The 17,191-nt window shown below is 48.0% G+C and carries 29 protein-coding genes; 28 read left to right on the forward strand and 1 reads right to left on the reverse strand.

The annotated features are described in order from the left end of the window. Positions 1-15: 15 nt before the first annotated feature. The 25 genes from rplN (at position 16) to rpsI (ending at position 14,050) form a co-directional block, all read left to right on the forward strand. Positions 16-384 carry a 50S ribosomal protein L14 gene (gene rplN / locus Q9R23_RS14980; protein ID WP_012369019.1) on the forward strand — a complete coding sequence of 123 codons (369 nt, stop codon included), beginning with the start codon at positions 16-18 and terminating at the stop codon, positions 382-384. Positions 385-418: 34 nt separating this feature from the next. Continuing rightward, positions 419-730, forward strand: coding sequence for a 50S ribosomal protein L24 (gene rplX / locus Q9R23_RS14985; protein WP_012369020.1), 312 nt, complete (start codon positions 419-421; stop codon positions 728-730). 31 nt (positions 731-761) lie between these two features. Next, on the forward strand, positions 762-1,301 hold the full coding sequence (rplE, locus tag Q9R23_RS14990) for a 50S ribosomal protein L5 (protein ID WP_023466635.1): 540 nt from the start codon (positions 762-764) through the stop codon (positions 1,299-1,301). Between the two features lie 14 nt (positions 1,302-1,315). Continuing rightward, positions 1,316-1,585, forward strand: coding sequence for a 30S ribosomal protein S14 (gene rpsN, locus Q9R23_RS14995; RefSeq protein WP_023466636.1), 270 nt, complete (start codon positions 1,316-1,318; stop codon positions 1,583-1,585). Between the two features lie 31 nt (positions 1,586-1,616). Continuing rightward, complete coding sequence (gene rpsH, locus Q9R23_RS15000) at positions 1,617-2,015, forward strand: 30S ribosomal protein S8 (protein WP_012369023.1); 399 nt, start codon at positions 1,617-1,619, stop codon at positions 2,013-2,015. 31 nt (positions 2,016-2,046) lie between these two features. Continuing rightward, positions 2,047-2,583 carry a 50S ribosomal protein L6 gene (gene rplF / locus Q9R23_RS15005; RefSeq protein WP_058705173.1) on the forward strand — a complete coding sequence of 179 codons (537 nt, stop codon included), beginning with the start codon at positions 2,047-2,049 and terminating at the stop codon, positions 2,581-2,583. A gap of 37 nt (positions 2,584-2,620) precedes the next feature. Continuing rightward, on the forward strand, positions 2,621-2,971 hold the full coding sequence (rplR, locus tag Q9R23_RS15010; protein ID WP_023466638.1) for a 50S ribosomal protein L18: 351 nt from the start codon (positions 2,621-2,623) through the stop codon (positions 2,969-2,971). A 22-nt stretch (positions 2,972-2,993) separates the two neighbouring features. Then, complete coding sequence (rpsE, locus tag Q9R23_RS15015; RefSeq protein WP_023466639.1) at positions 2,994-3,494, forward strand: 30S ribosomal protein S5; 501 nt, start codon at positions 2,994-2,996, stop codon at positions 3,492-3,494. An 18-nt stretch (positions 3,495-3,512) separates the two neighbouring features. Continuing rightward, positions 3,513-3,698, forward strand: coding sequence for a 50S ribosomal protein L30 (rpmD, locus tag Q9R23_RS15020; RefSeq protein WP_023466640.1), 186 nt, complete (start codon positions 3,513-3,515; stop codon positions 3,696-3,698). A gap of 35 nt (positions 3,699-3,733) precedes the next feature. Then, positions 3,734-4,174, forward strand: a complete 441-nt coding sequence (gene rplO, locus Q9R23_RS15025) for a 50S ribosomal protein L15 (RefSeq protein WP_035399353.1) — start codon at positions 3,734-3,736, stop codon at positions 4,172-4,174. Beyond that, positions 4,174-5,463 carry a preprotein translocase subunit SecY gene (gene secY, locus Q9R23_RS15030; protein ID WP_214856817.1) on the forward strand — a complete coding sequence of 430 codons (1,290 nt, stop codon included), beginning with the start codon at positions 4,174-4,176 and terminating at the stop codon, positions 5,461-5,463. Before rplO ends, secY begins: the two co-directional genes overlap by 1 nt. 71 nt (positions 5,464-5,534) lie before the next feature. Next, complete coding sequence (locus Q9R23_RS15035) at positions 5,535-6,182, forward strand: adenylate kinase (protein ID WP_023466643.1); 648 nt, start codon at positions 5,535-5,537, stop codon at positions 6,180-6,182. Continuing rightward, positions 6,182-6,934, forward strand: a complete 753-nt coding sequence (gene map, locus Q9R23_RS15040) for a type I methionyl aminopeptidase (RefSeq protein WP_294739807.1) — start codon at positions 6,182-6,184, stop codon at positions 6,932-6,934. Before Q9R23_RS15035 ends, map begins: the two co-directional genes overlap by 1 nt. Before the next feature lie 149 nt (positions 6,935-7,083). After that, positions 7,084-7,302: a translation initiation factor IF-1 gene (infA, locus tag Q9R23_RS15045; protein ID WP_012369032.1), complete on the forward strand. Its 219-nt coding sequence runs from the start codon at positions 7,084-7,086 to the stop codon at positions 7,300-7,302. A gap of 33 nt (positions 7,303-7,335) precedes the next feature. Further along, on the forward strand, positions 7,336-7,449 hold the full coding sequence (gene rpmJ, locus Q9R23_RS15050; RefSeq protein WP_003156543.1) for a 50S ribosomal protein L36: 114 nt from the start codon (positions 7,336-7,338) through the stop codon (positions 7,447-7,449). A 20-nt stretch (positions 7,450-7,469) separates the two neighbouring features. After that, positions 7,470-7,835, forward strand: a complete 366-nt coding sequence (rpsM, locus tag Q9R23_RS15055; RefSeq protein WP_023466646.1) for a 30S ribosomal protein S13 — start codon at positions 7,470-7,472, stop codon at positions 7,833-7,835. 16 nt (positions 7,836-7,851) lie between these two features. Then, on the forward strand, positions 7,852-8,247 hold the full coding sequence (rpsK, locus tag Q9R23_RS15060; protein ID WP_023466647.1) for a 30S ribosomal protein S11: 396 nt from the start codon (positions 7,852-7,854) through the stop codon (positions 8,245-8,247). A 137-nt stretch (positions 8,248-8,384) separates the two neighbouring features. Further along, positions 8,385-9,329 carry a DNA-directed RNA polymerase subunit alpha gene (locus tag Q9R23_RS15065; RefSeq protein ID WP_023466648.1) on the forward strand — a complete coding sequence of 315 codons (945 nt, stop codon included), beginning with the start codon at positions 8,385-8,387 and terminating at the stop codon, positions 9,327-9,329. A 33-nt stretch (positions 9,330-9,362) separates the two neighbouring features. After that, positions 9,363-9,734, forward strand: a complete 372-nt coding sequence (gene rplQ / locus Q9R23_RS15070; RefSeq protein ID WP_023466649.1) for a 50S ribosomal protein L17 — start codon at positions 9,363-9,365, stop codon at positions 9,732-9,734. A 98-nt stretch (positions 9,735-9,832) separates the two neighbouring features. After that, positions 9,833-10,663, forward strand: coding sequence for an energy-coupling factor ABC transporter ATP-binding protein (locus tag Q9R23_RS15075; RefSeq protein WP_023466650.1), 831 nt, complete (start codon positions 9,833-9,835; stop codon positions 10,661-10,663). Then, the gene (locus Q9R23_RS15080; protein ID WP_311247375.1) at positions 10,651-11,505 is read left to right on the forward strand and encodes an energy-coupling factor transporter ATPase; all 855 of its coding nucleotides are present in this window, start codon (positions 10,651-10,653) and stop codon (positions 11,503-11,505) included. Before Q9R23_RS15075 ends, Q9R23_RS15080 begins: the two co-directional genes overlap by 13 nt. Next, positions 11,502-12,293: an energy-coupling factor transporter transmembrane component T family protein gene (locus tag Q9R23_RS15085; protein WP_311247376.1), complete on the forward strand. Its 792-nt coding sequence runs from the start codon at positions 11,502-11,504 to the stop codon at positions 12,291-12,293. Before Q9R23_RS15080 ends, Q9R23_RS15085 begins: the two co-directional genes overlap by 4 nt. Next, positions 12,293-13,027 carry a tRNA pseudouridine(38-40) synthase TruA gene (truA, locus tag Q9R23_RS15090; protein WP_214856820.1) on the forward strand — a complete coding sequence of 245 codons (735 nt, stop codon included), beginning with the start codon at positions 12,293-12,295 and terminating at the stop codon, positions 13,025-13,027. The genes Q9R23_RS15085 and truA overlap by 1 nt, the downstream gene beginning before the upstream one ends. 168 nt (positions 13,028-13,195) lie before the next feature. Continuing rightward, entirely contained in the window at positions 13,196-13,633 is a 438-nt protein-coding gene (gene rplM / locus Q9R23_RS15095; RefSeq protein WP_023466654.1) for a 50S ribosomal protein L13, read from the forward strand. A gap of 24 nt (positions 13,634-13,657) precedes the next feature. Beyond that, positions 13,658-14,050, forward strand: a complete 393-nt coding sequence (gene rpsI / locus Q9R23_RS15100; RefSeq protein WP_023466655.1) for a 30S ribosomal protein S9 — start codon at positions 13,658-13,660, stop codon at positions 14,048-14,050. Between the two features lie 93 nt (positions 14,051-14,143). Here the strand turns inward: rpsI and Q9R23_RS15105 are convergent, their stop codons facing one another. Then, complete coding sequence (locus Q9R23_RS15105; RefSeq protein WP_214856821.1) at positions 14,144-14,431, reverse strand: hypothetical protein; 288 nt, start codon at positions 14,429-14,431, stop codon at positions 14,144-14,146. 97 nt (positions 14,432-14,528) lie between these two features. On the opposite strand from Q9R23_RS15105, the gene Q9R23_RS15110 reads away from it, so the two are divergent. The 3 genes from Q9R23_RS15110 (at position 14,529) to Q9R23_RS15120 (ending at position 16,960) form a co-directional block, all read left to right on the forward strand. Then, a complete protein-coding gene (locus tag Q9R23_RS15110) occupies positions 14,529-15,179 on the forward strand; it encodes a M15 family metallopeptidase (RefSeq protein ID WP_311247377.1) in 651 nt (216 codons plus the stop codon). A 144-nt stretch (positions 15,180-15,323) separates the two neighbouring features. Further along, positions 15,324-16,355, forward strand: coding sequence for an Mrp/NBP35 family ATP-binding protein (locus Q9R23_RS15115; protein WP_035413182.1), 1,032 nt, complete (start codon positions 15,324-15,326; stop codon positions 16,353-16,355). A 2-nt stretch (positions 16,356-16,357) separates the two neighbouring features. After that, positions 16,358-16,960 (forward strand): KinB-signaling pathway activation protein, encoded by a 603-nt coding sequence (locus Q9R23_RS15120; protein WP_023466658.1) that lies wholly within the window; start codon positions 16,358-16,360, stop codon positions 16,958-16,960. The last annotated feature ends 231 nt before the right edge of the window (positions 16,961-17,191 follow it).

The raw sequence follows: 17,191 nt of genomic DNA on the forward strand, positions 1-17,191 counted from the left end.
GGGAGGTACAATCGTATGATTCAACAAGAATCTCGCTTAAAAGTAGCAGACAACTCAGGAGCTCGTGAAGTCTTGACGATCAAAGTCCTCGGTGGTTCTGGTCGTAAAACTGCTAACATCGGTGACGTTATTGTTTGTACAGTAAAACAAGCAACACCAGGTGGCGTTGTCAAAAAAGGTGAAGTTGTACGCGCAGTAGTCGTTCGTACTAAACGTGGCGTTCGTCGTAAAGACGGTTCGTACATCCGTTTTGACGAAAACGCAGCAGTCATCATCAAAGATGACAAAAGCCCACGTGGCACACGTATCTTCGGACCAGTCGCACGCGAACTTCGTGAAAAAGACTTCATGAAGATCGTCTCGTTGGCACCGGAAGTACTTTAATTCCAAAGAATTCCTACAAGGAGGTGCTCTAACGATGCATGTCAAAAAAGGTGATAAAGTTCAGGTTATGACTGGTAAAGACAAAGGCAAACAAGGCGTTGTCCTTACAGCTATGCCTAAAAAAGATCGCGTAATCGTCGAAGGCGTTAACATGATCAAAAAACACTCAAAACCTTCTCAACTCAACCCGCAAGGCGGAATTGTCGAGAAAGAAGCACCGATTCACGTATCGAACGTTATGCTCATCGACCCTAAGACAGGTAACCCAACACGCGTTGGTTTCACTGTGGTTGACGGCAAGAAAGTACGTATCGCTAAAAAATCGGGCGAAGCTTTAGATAAATAAGAAGATTTAAAGAAAGGAGGTCCACTTTCTGATGAACCGTTTAAAAGCTAAATACCAAGACGAAATCGTCAAAGTAATGATGGAGAAATTCAATTACAGTTCTGTAATGCAAGCGCCGAAAGTCGATAAAATCGTAATCAACATGGGTGTTGGTGACGCTGTTACGAACTCTAAGGCACTTGACATGGCAGTTGAAGAGCTTCAGCTCCTCACTGGTCAGAAACCACTCATCACGAAAGCTAAGAAATCAATCGCTGGTTTCAAACTTCGTGAAGGTATGCCAATCGGTGCGAAGGTTACACTTCGTGGCGAGCGCATGTACGAATTCCTCGACAAGTTGATCAACGTGTCACTTCCACGTGTACGTGACTTCCGTGGCGTATCGAAAAAATCTTTCGATGGCCGTGGTAACTACACGCTAGGCGTGAAGGAACAATTGATCTTCCCAGAGATCGACTACGATCGCGTATCGAAAGTCCGTGGTATGGACATCGTTATCGTAACTACTGCTAACACGGATGAAGAGTCACGTGAGCTTCTCACTGCACTCGGCATGCCATTCCAAAAATAAGGGAGGTCGACAACATGGCTAAGAAATCAATGATCGCACGTGAAGTAAAACGTCAAGCACTCGTTGAGCGCTACGCTGAAAAACGCGCAGAATTGAAAGCACAAGGCGACTACATCGGCTTGAGCAAACTCCCACGTAACTCTTCAGCGGTTCGTTTACACAACCGTTGTAGTATCACTGGCCGTCCACACGGTTACATTGGTAAATTCGGTATCAGCCGTATTAAGTTCCGTGATCTTGCTCATAAAGGTCAAATCCCTGGTGTTAAAAAAGCAAGCTGGTAATTCATTAAAGTTGTGAAAGGAGGTACATCGCATGGTTATGACAGATCCGATTGCAGATATGCTTACACGCATTCGTAATGCAAACATGGTTCGCCATGAGAAGTTGGAAATGCCAGCTTCTACAATCAAACGTGAAGTCGCTGAAATCCTCAAACGTGAAGGTTTCATCCGCGATGTTGAATATCTCGAGGACAGCAAACAAGGTACGCTCCGCGTATTCCTTAAATACGGCGCAAGCAACGAGCGCGTTATCACTGGACTCAAACGTATCTCGAAACCAGGTCTTCGCGTTTACGCGAAAGCTGATGAAATCCCGAAAGTACTCGGTGGTCTCGGAATCGCTATCGTTTCAACATCTAAAGGTGTAATGACTGATAAAGAAGCTCGCCAACAAAAAGTCGGCGGCGAAGTGATCGCATACATCTGGTAATACACGCATAAAAAGAACGGAGGTGTCTTAAATGTCACGTATTGGTAAAAAGCCAGTCGTCATCCCAGCAGGCGTTACAGTAACAGTTGAAAACAACACGGTTACGGTAAAAGGTCCTAAAGGGGAACTCTCACGCGAGTTCAGCCCAGCTATGGCGATCAACGTAGAAGGTAATGAATTGACTGTCACTCGTCCGAACGACGAGAAAGCAAACCGTACGATCCACGGAACGACTCGTGCGCTTATCGCGAACATGGTCGAAGGTGTAAGCAACGGTTTCGCTAAGACACTCGATATCCAAGGTGTTGGTTACCGTGCACAAAAGCAAGGTAACAAAATCGTACTCAACCTCGGTTACTCACACCCAATCGAGTACACTCCGGAACAAGGCATCGAAGTCGAAGTTCCTACGAATACGCAACTCATCGTTCGCGGAATCAGCAAAGAACGTGTTGGTCACGTCGCTGCATTGATCCGTTCGTACCGTCAACCTGAGCCGTACAAAGGTAAAGGTATTCGTTACAGTGATGAAGTCGTTCGTCGTAAAGAAGGTAAAACAGGTAAGTAATTCGCGAATGCGAATTGACCGGAAAGGAGTGGCATAAATGATCTCAAAGGCAGATAAAAACGCTACGCGTAAAAAACGTCATGGTCGTGTCCGTCGTACAATCATCGGGACTGCAACACGTCCACGTATGAACGTATTCCGTTCGAACAAGAACATTTACGTACAAGTCATTGACGATGCAACACATGCAACACTCGCATCTGCATCATCACTCGACCTTGAAAAAGGCAACACGACTGACGCTGCGGCAGCAGTTGGTAAGCTCGCAGCTGAGCGCGCTCTTGAAAAAGGTATCGAAACAGTCGTTTTCGACCGTGGAGGATATCTCTATCATGGACGTATCAAAGCTGTAGCTGAAGCAGCTCGTGAAGCTGGTCTCAAATTCTAATAGAAAAGGAGGGAACCTCTACATGCGCCAGTTAGAAATTAACATGGATCAACTCGAAGAACGCGTTGTTACCGTAAACCGCGTCGCGAAAGTAGTAAAAGGTGGCCGTCGCTTCCGTTTTGCTGCCCTCGTCGTCGTTGGTGACAAGAATGGTCACGTAGGTTTCGGTACGGGTAAAGCTCAGGAAGTGCCTGAAGCGATCCGTAAAGCAATCGAAGATGCTAAGAAAAACATGGTTAACGTTCCAATCGTTAACACAACAATTCCACACGAAGTCAACGGTGTATTCGGTGCAGGTCACGTCTTCTTGAAGCCTGCTTCTGAAGGTACTGGAGTCATCGCTGGTGGTCCAGTTCGTGCGGTTCTCGAATTAGCGGGAATCAACGACATTCTTTCAAAATCACTTGGATCAAGCACTCCAATCAACATGGTTCGTGCGACTGTCGAAGGTCTCACATCACTCAAACGTGCTGAAGAAGTTGCGAAACTCCGCGGTAAAACCGTCGAAGAACTTCGCGGTTAAGAAAGGGAGGGAAAACAGATGGCGAAACTCGCAGTTACCCTCACACGCAGCATGATCGGTCGTCCGGAGAACCAACGCGTTACTACTCGTACGCTTGGTCTCCGTAAGATGCACCAGACTGTTGTCGTACCTGACAACGCTGCTATGCGTGGGATGATTAACCACGTGTCACACTTAGTGACAGTAAAAGAAATTCAAGAGTAATAGTTCGATATAATTTTATGAGGAGGTGCCCCACTATGAAACTCCATGAATTGAAACCAGCTGCTGGTTCACGTTCAGAACGCAACCGTGTAGGTCGCGGTATGTCTTCTGGTAACGGTAAGACTTCTGGCCGTGGTCACAAAGGTCAAAAAGCTCGTTCAGGCGGTGGTGTTCGTCCAGGTTTCGAAGGTGGACAAAACCCACTTTACCGTCGTTTACCAAAACGCGGCTTCAACAACCCAACTCGTAAAGAGTTCGCGGTCATTAACCTTGACACACTCAACCGTTTTGAAGAAGGAACTGAAGTCACTCCAGAACTTCTTGTCGAGACTCGTGCAGTCAAAGGCATGAAAGACGGCGTGAAAATTCTTTCTAACGGTAAGATCGAAAAGAAACTAACAGTCAAAGCTCATAAGTTCTCCGACGCTGCGAAGCAAGCAATCGAAGCTGCCGGCGGTACGGTTGAGGTGATCTAATGTTTCAAGCGATCTCCAATATGTGGCGCGTAGCTGACATTCGTCGGCGCATTCTCTTTACCTTGGCATTGGTCATCGTGTTCCGGATCGGAGCACATATCCCGGTGCCAATGGTAAACACGGAAGTGTTCAAGATCGACCAGAATGGTATTCTTGGTTTCTTGAACTCGTTCGGTGGGAATGCTTTGCAGAATTTCTCACTCTTTGCGATGGGAATCATGCCGTATATCACGGCCTCGATCGTTGTCCAACTCTTACAGATGGACGTTGTTCCAAAGTTTGCCGAATGGGCAAAACAAGGAGAGGCGGGCCGTAAGAAGTTAGCAACGGTAACGCGCTATGGAACGATCGTACTCGGCTTAGTCCAAGCGTTTGGAATCGCGCTTGGATTTAACCGTATCTACCCAGGTCTTGTCGACGAACAGTTCGGCACCTGGACATACGTTATGATTGCACTCGTATTGACAGCGGGAACAGCATTCTTGATGTTCATTGGTGAACTCATCACGGAGAAGGGCATTGGTAACGGGATATCAATGATCATCTTCGCTGGGATCGTCGCGGGCTTCCCGAATGCATTCCGCCAGATTTACGAAACGAAGCTCCAAAATGCAGGGGATGCTTTGTTTGTAAACGTGCTTTATATCGTACTCTTGCTTTTAATCATCATCGCGGTCATCGTCGGAGTCATTTATGTTCAGCAAGCTGCACGTAAGATTCCGATTCAGTACGCTAAGCGTACGGTGAACCGGACACCAGTTGGCGGTCAATCGGCACACTTACCGATCAAATTGAACGCTGCCGGTGTTATTCCAGTCATCTTCGCGGTGTCGTTCATGGTGACGCCACCAACGATTGCGAGTTTCTTTGCAAGTGCGGAAACAGCAGCGAAGATCCGTGACATCTTCGACTACACGAGTCCAATCGGTATGTCGATCTATGTGGCACTGATCATCGCGTTCTCGTACTTCTACACATTCGTTCAGGTTAATCCGGAACAAATGGCAGAGAACCTTCAAAAACAAGGCGGATACATTCCTGGTATTCGTCCTGGTAAGCAAACGGAGCAGTACATCACGAAGATTCTATACCGTTTGACATTCTTCGGTTCACTCTTCCTTGCTGTCATCGCGGTGACGCCGACATTCTTCATTAAGTTTGCTGGCTTGCCGAACTCGGTGCAGATTGGTGGAACGAGCTTGTTGATCGTCATCGGTGTAGGACTAGAGACGATGAAACAGATTGAAAGCCAATTGGTTAAACGACACTACAAAGGCTTTATCCGATAAGGCGGGAGGAAGGGGACCATCCCTTTCCTTTCTGTTGTGTCTATAGAGCTATAGAAGTGGAGGCTACCGACATGAATCTAGTATTGATGGGTTTGCCGGGTGCTGGTAAAGGAACGCAGGCTGCGAAAATCATCGAAGACTATGCGATCCCCCACATCTCGACAGGCGACATGTTCCGCGCGGCGATCAAAGATTCAACGCCACTCGGACAAGAAGCGAAATCATACATGGATAAAGGGGAACTCGTTCCGGACGAAGTCACAATCGGCATCGTACGTGAGCGTCTCGCCAAAGAAGACTGTGCAAATGGTTTTCTCCTTGACGGTTTCCCGCGCACAGTGAAACAAGCAGATGCTCTTGAAGCATTACTTGAAGATCTGGGCAAACAAATTGATCACGTCATCCACATTGGTGTAGACCCGGAGAAACTTGTCCCTCGTTTGACAGGTCGCCGGATTTGCCCAACTTGCGGAGCAACGTATCATGTTCTCTACAACCCACCAAAAGTGGAGGGAATCTGTGATATCGACGGATCAGCACTTGTACAACGTGAAGATGACCAAGAGGAGACAGTACGTCGTCGCTTGGAAGTCAACGTCGCTCAAGCGCAACCTTTGATTGACTTTTACGCAGAAAAAGGGTATCTTCGTAATTTGGACGGTGATCGTCCAATCAACGATGTATATTCCGATGTTCAGGCACTCCTTGGTGATCAGTAATGATCATCACGAAAGCGCCGCGTGAAATCGACATCATGCGTAAAGCAGGACAAATCGTCGCCCGGACGCATAAGGAGCTTCAAGCTCATATTCGCCCAGGTATCACGACGGGGCAACTCGACGTGATCGCTGAACGCTATATTCGAAGTCAAGGGGCAACACCATCGTTTAAAGGGTATAATGGTTTCACGGGTAGCATCTGTGCTTCCGTGAACGAAGAGCTTGTCCATGGTATTCCGGGAGATCGTGTACTTCAGGACGGTGACATCATCTCGATTGACATCGGAGCAGAGTACAATGGGTATCACGGAGATTCAGCCTGGACATATCCGGTAGGTACAATCTCTGAAGAGACGAAGCGGTTACTTGACGTAACTGAAGAATCTCTGTATAAAGGATTGGAGCGCGCCAAAGCTGGCGTGCACCTGACAGATATTTCGCATGCGATTCAGTCACATGTTGAAGCAGCGAATTTTTCTGTAGTCCGCGAATATGTGGGCCACGGCGTGGGACAAAATTTGCATGAAGATCCGCAAATTCCACATTATGGACCACCGGGGAAAGGGCCGCGCCTGAAAACCGGCATGACACTGGCAATTGAGCCAATGGTCAATGTCGGGAAACGCTATGTTCGCACACTATCCGACAATTGGACGGTAGTGACGGTGGACGGTAGCATGTGCGCCCACTTTGAGCACACCATCGCCATCACAGACGACGGCTACGAGATCTTAACGGTCGATGCAGAGTGAGCTGTGCGCGTTATTGGTGTCACCTTTCTATAAGCCAGTATCCACTCGTGTTTGTGACCGATGATCTCTCAATGGCTCTTGTAGAAAGCCCCTAGCGCTACAAATCGTCTGGGCTCCCAATCAACTTTATAGAGAAAGGGGTATAATTGATGGCGAAACAAGATGTAATCGAAGTGGAAGGTACGGTTATCGAGCCGCTTCCAAACGCGATGTTTAAGGTGGAGTTAGAAAACGGCCACACGGTCCTCGCGCACGTCTCAGGAAAAATTCGGATGCACTTCATTCGGATCTTGCCAGGAGATAAAGTAACGGTTGAGTTGTCACCATACGACTTGACTCGCGGACGGATCACATACCGTTTCAAATAAAAACTCCGATTTTTTCAGGAGGAGGTATTCACAATGAAAGTAAGACCTTCGGTTAAACCGATCTGTGAAAAATGTAAAGTTATCCGCCGTAAAGGCAAAGTAATGGTTATTTGCGAAAACCCTAAGCATAAACAAAAACAAGGGTAATTAAACAAGGAGGTGCACACATGGCACGTATTGCTGGTGTAGATATTCCACGTGAGAAACGCATCGTCATCTCACTCACTTACATCTATGGTGTTGGTAAAACGACTGCTCAAAAAGTCTTGAAAGAAACTGGTATCTCTGAAGATACTCGTACTCGCGACTTGACTGAGGAACAATTGAACCAACTTCGTGATGGTTTAGACAAAATCAAAGTTGAGGGTGACCTTCGTCGTGAAATCTCACTCAACATCAAACGTTTGATCGAAATCGGTTGCTACCGTGGTGTTCGTCACCGTCGTGGTCTTCCAGTTCGTGGTCAAAACACTAAAAACAACTCGCGTACTCGTAAAGGCCCACGCCGTACAGTAGCGAACAAGAAGAAGTAAGGGAGGGTAAACTAAGATGGCAAAACGCAAACAGAACGTTCGTAGTAAACGTAAAGTCAAAAAGAATATTGAATCTGGTATCGTGCATATCCGTTCAACATTCAACAACACGATCGTTACGATCACTGATATGCAAGGGAATGCAATCTCTTGGGCAACTGCAGGTAACATGGGCTTCAAAGGCTCACGTAAATCGACTCCTTTCGCTGCACAAATGGCATCTGAAACAGCTGCTAAAACAGCAATGGATAACGGTATGCGTACTGTAGAAGTTAACGTTAAAGGTCCTGGTGCAGGTCGTGAAGCAGCTATCCGTGCTCTTCAAGCAATCGGTCTCGAAGTCACTGCAATCCGTGACGTTACTCCAGTACCACACAACGGTTGCCGCCCTCCAAAACGTCGTCGCGTGTAACCCGTCTTGTACTGCAGAGCGGGGATTCGAGTAGACTTTTGTTGATCGTTTGACCAAGCAAGGCAGTAGAAACGTACACAAGGCGGTTGGCGATTGAACGCGATGGCCAACATGACGATATTCAAGGAGGGGTTCAGATGATCGAAATCGAAAAACCGAAGATTGAAACGATCGAGTTAAGCGAGAACGCTACGTTTGGTAAATTCGTAGTTGAGCCGCTTGAGCGTGGATTCGGTACAACGCTTGGTAACTCATTGCGTCGTATCCTATTGTCTTCACTTCCGGGTGCTGCAGTCACTGCTGTCCAAATCGATGGCGTTCTTCATGAGTTCTCGACGATTGATGGCGTTGTAGAAGACGTTACCCAAATCATCTTGAACCTTAAGAAACTCGCCCTCAAAGTATACTCGGAAGAAGAGAAAACGCTTGAGATCGATATTCAAGGCGCTGGTGTTGTCACTGCTGCGAACATTACGCATGACAGCGACGTCGAAATCCTCAACCCAGAACTTCACATCGCAACGCTTGCAGAAGGTGCATCACTTCATATGCGTCTTACAGCACGCCGTGGTCGTGGGTATGTTCAGGCTGAAGATAACAAACGGGACGATATGCCAATTGGTGTCATCCCAATCGACTCAATTTACACGCCAATTCAACGTGTAAATTATCAAGTTGAAAAAACACGTGTTGGTCAAGATGCGAGCTTCGATAAATTGACGCTTGATGTTTGGACGGACGGTTCAATCCGCCCTGAAGAAGCAGTGTCACTCGGTGCGAAAATCATGACAGAACACTTAAACATCTTTGTTGGTCTTACAGACGAAGCGCTCCATGCTGAAATCATGGTCGAAAAGGAAGAAGATCAAAAAGAAAAAGTACTCGAAATGACGATCGAAGAACTCGATCTCTCAGTTCGTTCGTACAACTGTTTGAAACGCGCTGGTATCAACACGGTTCAAGAACTCGCGAACAAGAGCGAAGACGAGATGATGAAAGTCCGTAACCTCGGACGTAAATCACTCGAGGAAGTTCAAGCGAAACTCGACGAACTCGGACTAGGCTTGCGCAAAGAAGACTAATACTATTAATTGCACGAAGGAGGGAATCCATCCATGGCATACTCGAAATTAGGCCGTACAAGCTCACAACGTAAGGCACTTTTGCGTGACCTTGCGACTGATCTCATCATCAATGAGCGTATCCAAACTACAGAACAAAAAGCGAAGGAACTTCGTCCAGTCGTAGAGAAACTCATCACTTTAGGTAAACGCGGTGATCTCCACGCTCGTCGTCAAGTTGCATCGTTCGTTCGCCGTGAAGCTGCTGGTCAAAACGCAGAGGGCAAAGCACAAGACGCGATCCAAAAATTATTCGCTGATGTGGCTCCACGTTTTGCTGAGCGTCAAGGTGGTTACACACGCATCATGAAAATGGGACCACGTCGTGGTGACGGCGCAGAAATGGTCATCATCGAACTCGTTTAATCCTCATTAAATGATTCGCCATAAAAGGGCAGTGCGTATCCCGCTTCTGCCCTTTTGCTACAAAATGAAAGTATTGATTTGATGAAGGAGGAGAGATCATGGACAAGCTGATTGAACTGGAACAGGTCACCTATCGGTATCCGGAACAGGAGCAAGCAGCCCTACAAGAGGTCTCTCTGACGATTCGTTCAGGTGAATGGGTCGCCATCGTTGGTCACAATGGCTCTGGAAAATCAACGCTGACGAAATTGTTTAACGGATTGTTGTTACCGGAGACAGGGACCGTTACGGTTGCTGAGCGCTTTTCAAGTGCGAATCCGGAACAACTGTGGGAGATGCGTCGAGCGATCGGTATCGTTTTCCAAAATCCAGATAATCAATTCGTTGGCACGACCGTGCGCGACGACGTGGCATTTGCTCTAGAAAACTGGGGTGTGCCACGCGAGGAAATGGTTCGTCGTATCGACGACAGTCTAGCGCGCGTTGGCCTTACGGATTTTGTTGATCGGGAACCCCATCAACTATCCGGCGGACAGAAGCAGCGTGTCGCAATCGCTTCGGCGCTTGCGATGCGCCCTGATGTTCTCGTGCTCGATGAAGCCACATCGATGCTTGATCCATTAGCACGACAAGAGGTCATGTCGACCGTTCAAGAACTCCATGCGACCCACCCAATGGCGGTCATCGCGATTACACACGAATTAGACGAAGTATTACGGGCTAGTCGTGTCATCGTCATGGATGCCGGGAAAATCGTATTAGAAGGATCCCCTCAGGAAGTCTTTCGTCATGCATCGTTCTTAGAAGACATCGGACTCGATGTTCCATTCGTTGTTCGGGTACAGGAACGTTTACGGGCGCAAGGTCTCTCACTCGAGGAGACGATACTAGATGAAAGAGAATTGGTGAACCGTTTATGCCAATCTTAATCCAGGAATTAAATTATACGTATCAACTCAATAGTCCGTTCGAACGAGTCGCGCTACGTGATGTGAATCTTGAGATTCCGTCAGGGGCGCTTGTTGCGTTTGTAGGGCATACCGGATCCGGGAAATCGACGCTCGTGCAACACATCAATGGGTTGCTCAAGCCGACAGCGGGGAAGGTACAAGTCGATGACATCATCGTCGAACCGAAGAAAAAACAGGACCTCAAGCCATTAAGACGTCGCGTCGGGCTTGTTTTTCAATATCCGGAATATCAATTGTTCGAAGAGACGGTCTTAAAGGATGTCATGTTCGGTCCGATGAACTTTGGTCATGATAGTGCGACGGCTGAGCAATTAGCAAAAGAAGCGTTACGGACTGTCGGACTCGATGAAGTCTTTTGGAGTCGTTCGCCGTTTGACCTGTCTGGTGGGCAAATGAGGCGTGTTGCAATTGCCGGCGTACTCGCTAGTCAACCAGACGTGTTGATCGTCGATGAGCCGACGGCAGGACTCGATCCGCAAGGGCGCAAGCATATGCTGAGTCTGTTTGCCCGGCTCCATGCAGAGACCGGTATGACATTGCTCCTGATCACGCACGACATGGATCAGGTGCTTGAGTATGCCGAGCGTGTCATCGTCATGGAAAACGCCCAGGTGGCGTTTGACGGACTACCGCTTGACCTGTTTAAAGAAGAGACATTGCTCGAGCAATTCCACCTCGATCTTCCGCACGTCTTATCGCTTGCTTGGCAAGTCGCTGATCGGCGTGGATTGCAACGACCGGATATCCGGACGGAGACCAAGTTGATCGAGTGGTTGATGACGAAAGGGGTGAGCGAATGATCGTCGGACAACATATTCCCGGTCAGTCGTACTTGCACCGGTCGTCGGCACTTGCGAAAATCATCTTTGCTTTCTGCTTCATTCCGCTCGTCTTTCTCGCGAACAATGCAGCAACGAACATCTTTTTACTCATTTTTACGTTCGTAGCACTCATGAGTAGTCGCTTACCGCTTCGTTATGTTCTAAAGGGACTGCGACCAATTCTTTTCCTGATCGTCTTTACGTTCGTCATCCAACTGTTCTTTACGCGCGAAGGGGCTGTGATTTTCGAACTCGGCTGGCTTCGGATCTACGAAGAAGGACTTCGACTCGCGATCATCGTCTCATTACGTTTCTTCTATCTCGTCTCGATCACGACACTCGTCACGCTGACGACCTCACCGATCGAACTGACGGATGCGATTGAATTGTTGTTGAAGCCGTTCAAGGTCGTTCGTGTCCCGACGCATGAGATTGCGCTCATGTTATCGATTTCGCTTCGGTTCTTACCAACCTTAGCGGAGGAGACGGAGAAAATCATGAAGGCACAGCAAGCACGTGGTGTTGATTTGTCAGCAGGACCGATCAAGGAACGTTTACGGGCGATCATTCCGTTATTGATTCCGTTGTTCATCTCCGCTTTTAAGCGGGCAGAGGATCTTGCGACAGCGATGGAAGCACGGGGGTACCGTGGAGGAGAAGGACGGACACGTCTACGGGAATCCAAGTGGACGATGCGGGATACAGGTCTGATCATCCTACTCGCCCTCCTGATGATCAGTTTAGTAGGATTGCGAGGGATCGGTTAATGCGTCGTTTAAAATGTACGATTCAATATGACGGAACCGGCTACGCCGGGTATCAGGTGCAACCAAACGGAGTGACGATTCAAGAAGTGATTGAAACGACGCTTGCGCGGATGCACAAACATCCCGTCAAGATCATCGGGTCGGGACGGACGGATGCGAGGGTGCATGCCTACGGGCAAGTCATTCATTTTGATACGGAACTAGCGATTCCCCCGGAGAACGTCGTCAAGGCACTGAATACGCTCTTACCAGCGGATATTCGTGTCCGGAGCTGCGAGGAGGTCGAACCGACCTTTGAAGCGCGTTACGATGTCGTAGGGAAGGAATACCGCTATTTCGTCCGCCGCGAAGAAAATGCGTTTCGTCGGAATCTATCGGTTCATATTCCGTATCCGCTCGATCTCGAGCGCATCCGTCAAGGGATGGCACATCTCGTCGGAACGCACGACTTCAGTTCGTTCTGTGTCGCGAAGACGGAAACGGATAACCGGGTCCGGACGATTTACGAGGCAGAGTTGATGACAGTCGGTGACGAACTCGTCTTTCGGTTCCAGGGCAGTGGGTTTCTCTATAATCAAATCCGGATCATGGTCGGGACGTTACTTGACGTCGGACGCGGTCGTTTTGCACCAGAGGACATCAAAAAAATGTTGCTGGCAAAGGACCGAAACGTCGCAGGCGTGACGGCGCCTCCTCATGGACTCTATCTATGGGAAGTTTTCTATCCGGAGTGAAAAAAGGCAATTGACATTGGCTATTAAAAAACATACAATGTTTATTGGCATTTCATTTATTATGAAACCACAATCTTAGCCCCGTACACCTAAGATTATGATAGATTCACCTAGTGAATAAATGAAAAATCAAAAACAGAACTTTTAATTCCTTAGGAGGTATTTTACATGCGCACAACTTTCATGGCGAAAGCTACTGATGTAGAACGCAAATGGCTCCTTATCGACGCTGAAGGTAAAACACTCGGTCGCCTTGCGAGCGAAGTTTCATCACTTCTCCGTGGTAAGCACAAGCCTACGTTCACACCACACGTTGACTGTGGGGATAACGTTATCCTCATCAACGTTGAGAAAATCGTTTTAACTGGTAACAAACTCGACAAAAAAGTCTACTACCGTCACTCTGGTCATCCAGGCGGCTTAAAGCAGACTGTTGCACGCGATATGCTTGCTAACAAACCTGAGCGCATGCTTGAACTCGCGATCAAAGGGATGCTTCCAAAAGGTAGCCTCGGTCGTCAAATGTTCAACAAACTCCACGTCTACGCTGGAGCTGCACACAAGCACGAAGCACAACAACCAGAAGTTTACGAACTTCGCGGTTAATACGAATTTAGGAGGAACTACACGATGGCAGATGTACGTTACTACGGCACTGGTCGCCGGAAACACGCGGCAGCGCGCGTTTTCCTCGTTGCTGGAGACGGTAAAGTCACAGTTAACGGTCGCGATATCAGCGAATACTTCGGTTATGAGACATTGATCATGACTGCAAAAGAACCACTCGTAATCACAGAAACAGAAGGCAAGTACGATGTAATCGTAACGGTCAAAGGCGGCGGCTTCACTGGTCAAGCAGGCGCTATCCGTCACGGTATCTCACGTGCTCTTCTTCAAGCGGATCCAGAATTCCGCGGCGCACTCAAAGCGAAAGGCTTCTTGACTCGTGATGCTCGTATGAAAGAGCGTAAAAAATACGGTCTTAAAGCAGCTCGTCGTGCACCACAATTCTCGAAACGTTAATTCTTTTCGAATCCCTCTCACCCTTGTGGTGGGAGGTTTTTTTGTGCACTAAAAAACCGCTCTCCTGACGAAGTGTCAGAACAGCGATTCAAGTCAAGACGACGGAGTGGAGCGTAATCGGTGCAATGCCGTCAGAAGAAGATAGAGGATGACGATCGTCAGCGGGATGCTCCAAACAAAGACAGATTGTATGAATTGGATAGGTGTATGTGCCGTCGTTTGACCAACATGTCCCGTAAAAGAGGTTTCTTCACTTAAGACGGTTGCATTGTCCGGTAACTCCGTCTTGGTAGCGACAGTCGGTTGCAGCGTCAGATACAGGATGAAGCCAAGGTGTAAAAGACAGGTGACGCTAAGTGTCCAAATGATGCGTTTTTTCATAGGATGCTCCTTTTGATATGAGTTAAAATCATTCTGCATTCCATAAGTATAGCGGATTTTGTTTTCGGGAACAGGAGACAAAGGGGAGTGAGCATAGATGGCATTATCGATCAGCTGGTTACTCGAGCGAGCGAATCGGAAGTTGAATGCGTCGGGACTGTCACGAGAAGTCGCTAAACGGACGCAAGAGGTCATCCGGGAGATGCATGCGCAAGAAATTTATGTCGGTGTCGCCCAAGGATACCGATCGATCGCGGAACAGAATCGGTTGTACGCACAGGGACGGACACTACCGGGACCGATCGTAACGAATGCACGTGGGGGACAATCGAATCATAACCGTGGAATTGCCGTCGACCTCTTTCAATATTCAAAAGACGGTACACAAGCGCTATTTCAAAATGACCAAAGCTTTCAAAAGATTGTTGCTGCGATGAAACGACGTGGCTTTTCTTGGGGTGGGGACTGGACGAGCTTTAAGGATTATCCGCACTTTGAATTACTAGGAGTGTCTGAAGAAACGACGAATCGCTCTCGTGCGATCGTTCCGTATCCAGGTCGTCCGTTGTATCAAGGGGCAGCTAATATGAATCCAGGGGATATTGAGCGGATCCAGCGGGCGGTCAAAGCGGCGGTGACCCGGCGCTTTGATGCAGAGACGACTCAAAAGGTGCGCGCCTATCAGACACGTCAAGGACTCGATGTCGATGGTGTCGTGGGTCCTCGTACATGGAACCGAATGTTCTAAAGCGAGCGGATGATCGAGCAAAACGATGAAAACCGACATCGGACATGGAAAAGTCATCCTTTCCGGTGTCGAAATGTGCAAGCGCTCTCTTATTTTTGTTATACTGATAGGGATTAAATCGAACGTTTTCAGGGGGAAGGCACTATGTTGAATGAACAAGAAATTCGCGAGGTAGTCGGAACGCTCGTCGATCCGACGATTGACCGCCCGCTTGCAGATACGAACGGCATTCGTGACGTCCGGATTAAAGGTGATTATGTCAGTTTGAAAATCGCTTTAGCACAATCCGGTTCTGGGGAGCAACTTGTGCTCCAACAGCAAATCGTCAAGGAACTGAAAGAAAAAGGATTCAAGACGGTGGGACTTCGTTTTGAGGCACTCGGTGATCACGGGATTCAAGCAGCGACGACACCGTCAATTCTCAAACCGGAATCCGGTACGACGTTCATCGCGATCGCTTCCGGTAAAGGCGGCGTCGGGAAATCAACGGTTTCCGTCAACTTAGCAGTCGCCCTCGCGCGAGCAGGGAAGAAGGTTGGTTTGATTGATGCCGATATCTACGGCTTTAGTGTACCTGACATGATGGGGATTGAAACACGTCCGACTGTCGTGAACGACCGGATCGTTCCACCAGAACGCTTTGGCGTCAAGGTCATCTCAATGGGCTTCTTCGTCGAAGACAATGCACCAGTCATCTGGCGGGGACCAATGCTCGGGAAGATGCTCAACAACTTCTTCGCGGACGTCGAGTGGGGCGACCTTGATTACTTGTTGCTTGATCTTCCACCGGGGACAGGAGATGTCGCGCTCGATATCCATTCGATGCTCCCTAGCTGTCAGGAAGTCATCGTCACGACACCTCACGCAACAGCCGCTTTCGTTGCAGCACGTGCAGGGGCGATGGCGATCAAAACAAACCATCGTCTCCTCGGAATCGTTGAGAACATGGCGTACTTTGAAAGCAAAGTGACAGGCGAAAAAGAATATGTCTTCGGTAGTGGTGGCGGAGAGAGGTTGTCAGAAGCATTAAAAACCGATATTCTAGCTAAGATTCCACTTGGACAACCATATGCGAATGATGCGGACTTCGCTCCATCCATTTATCGCGATGATCATCCATTTGAGACATACTATAATGAACTCGCCACGCGTGTCATCGAAAAAGTAGAGGGATAAGAATGAAGATTAAAGGATTTTTGAAGCTGTTTTGGATGACGCTCCTAATCGGAACGCTCGCCGGCTTCGTGTTTAACTTGGTAGCAGAACCTGGATATATCCGGAATCAATCGATTAGCGGATATGTGACGGCTCTCTCCTACAGTAGTACGTGGACAGCCATCAGTTTGATGGGATTCTTCTCGTACTTGATCTTACATCGCGTCGGACTTGATCTGTTCCGCGGCGCAAAGCTTTGGAACCGTGTCCAGATCGTCTTGATCGCATTTGCGCTATTTGATGGCGTTTATCTACGTGGACTAGCATACGGTTTTGATAAGACAAGTCTCTATATTGGTGAGATGGTCGTCTTGCTTTTAATTGCATTCTTAGTCGCGCGGACGAAAGCACGGGAAACGAACTTTACAGCGTTCATTCCGACATTGTTCCTCATGACAGTCATCACGTTGATCGAATGGGTACCTGCTTTGCAGGCAACACAAGATAAGCGGATGTTATGGGCGGCGCTTGCGACACTTTTAATCTGTAATGCGTATCAGATTCTAATGCTGCATCGCTTGCAAGAAAAGCCCGCTTCTCAAGGACAATCTCAAAAACAGGCGTAACGAAAAAGACCCGCGAACGGGTAGTGTTTTACCGGTTCAAGCGGGTCTATCTTTTTTCTAAAGTTTTTTTAGAAAAACAGTTGACGAAAAAAACAAGAGTTGATATATTAATACATGTCGCTGAGGCACATGCCAAACGCGAGCGTCACAGACGAAAAAAACTTCAAAAAAGTAATTGACATCACATATTACTTTACTGTAAGATTTAAAAGTCGTCAAATGACATATTGG

Origin of the sequence: Exiguobacterium sp. BRG2 (assembly GCF_031844245.1) — a bacterium.
In the GTDB taxonomy this organism is placed as follows: Bacteria; Bacillota; Bacilli; order Exiguobacteriales; family Exiguobacteriaceae; genus Exiguobacterium_A.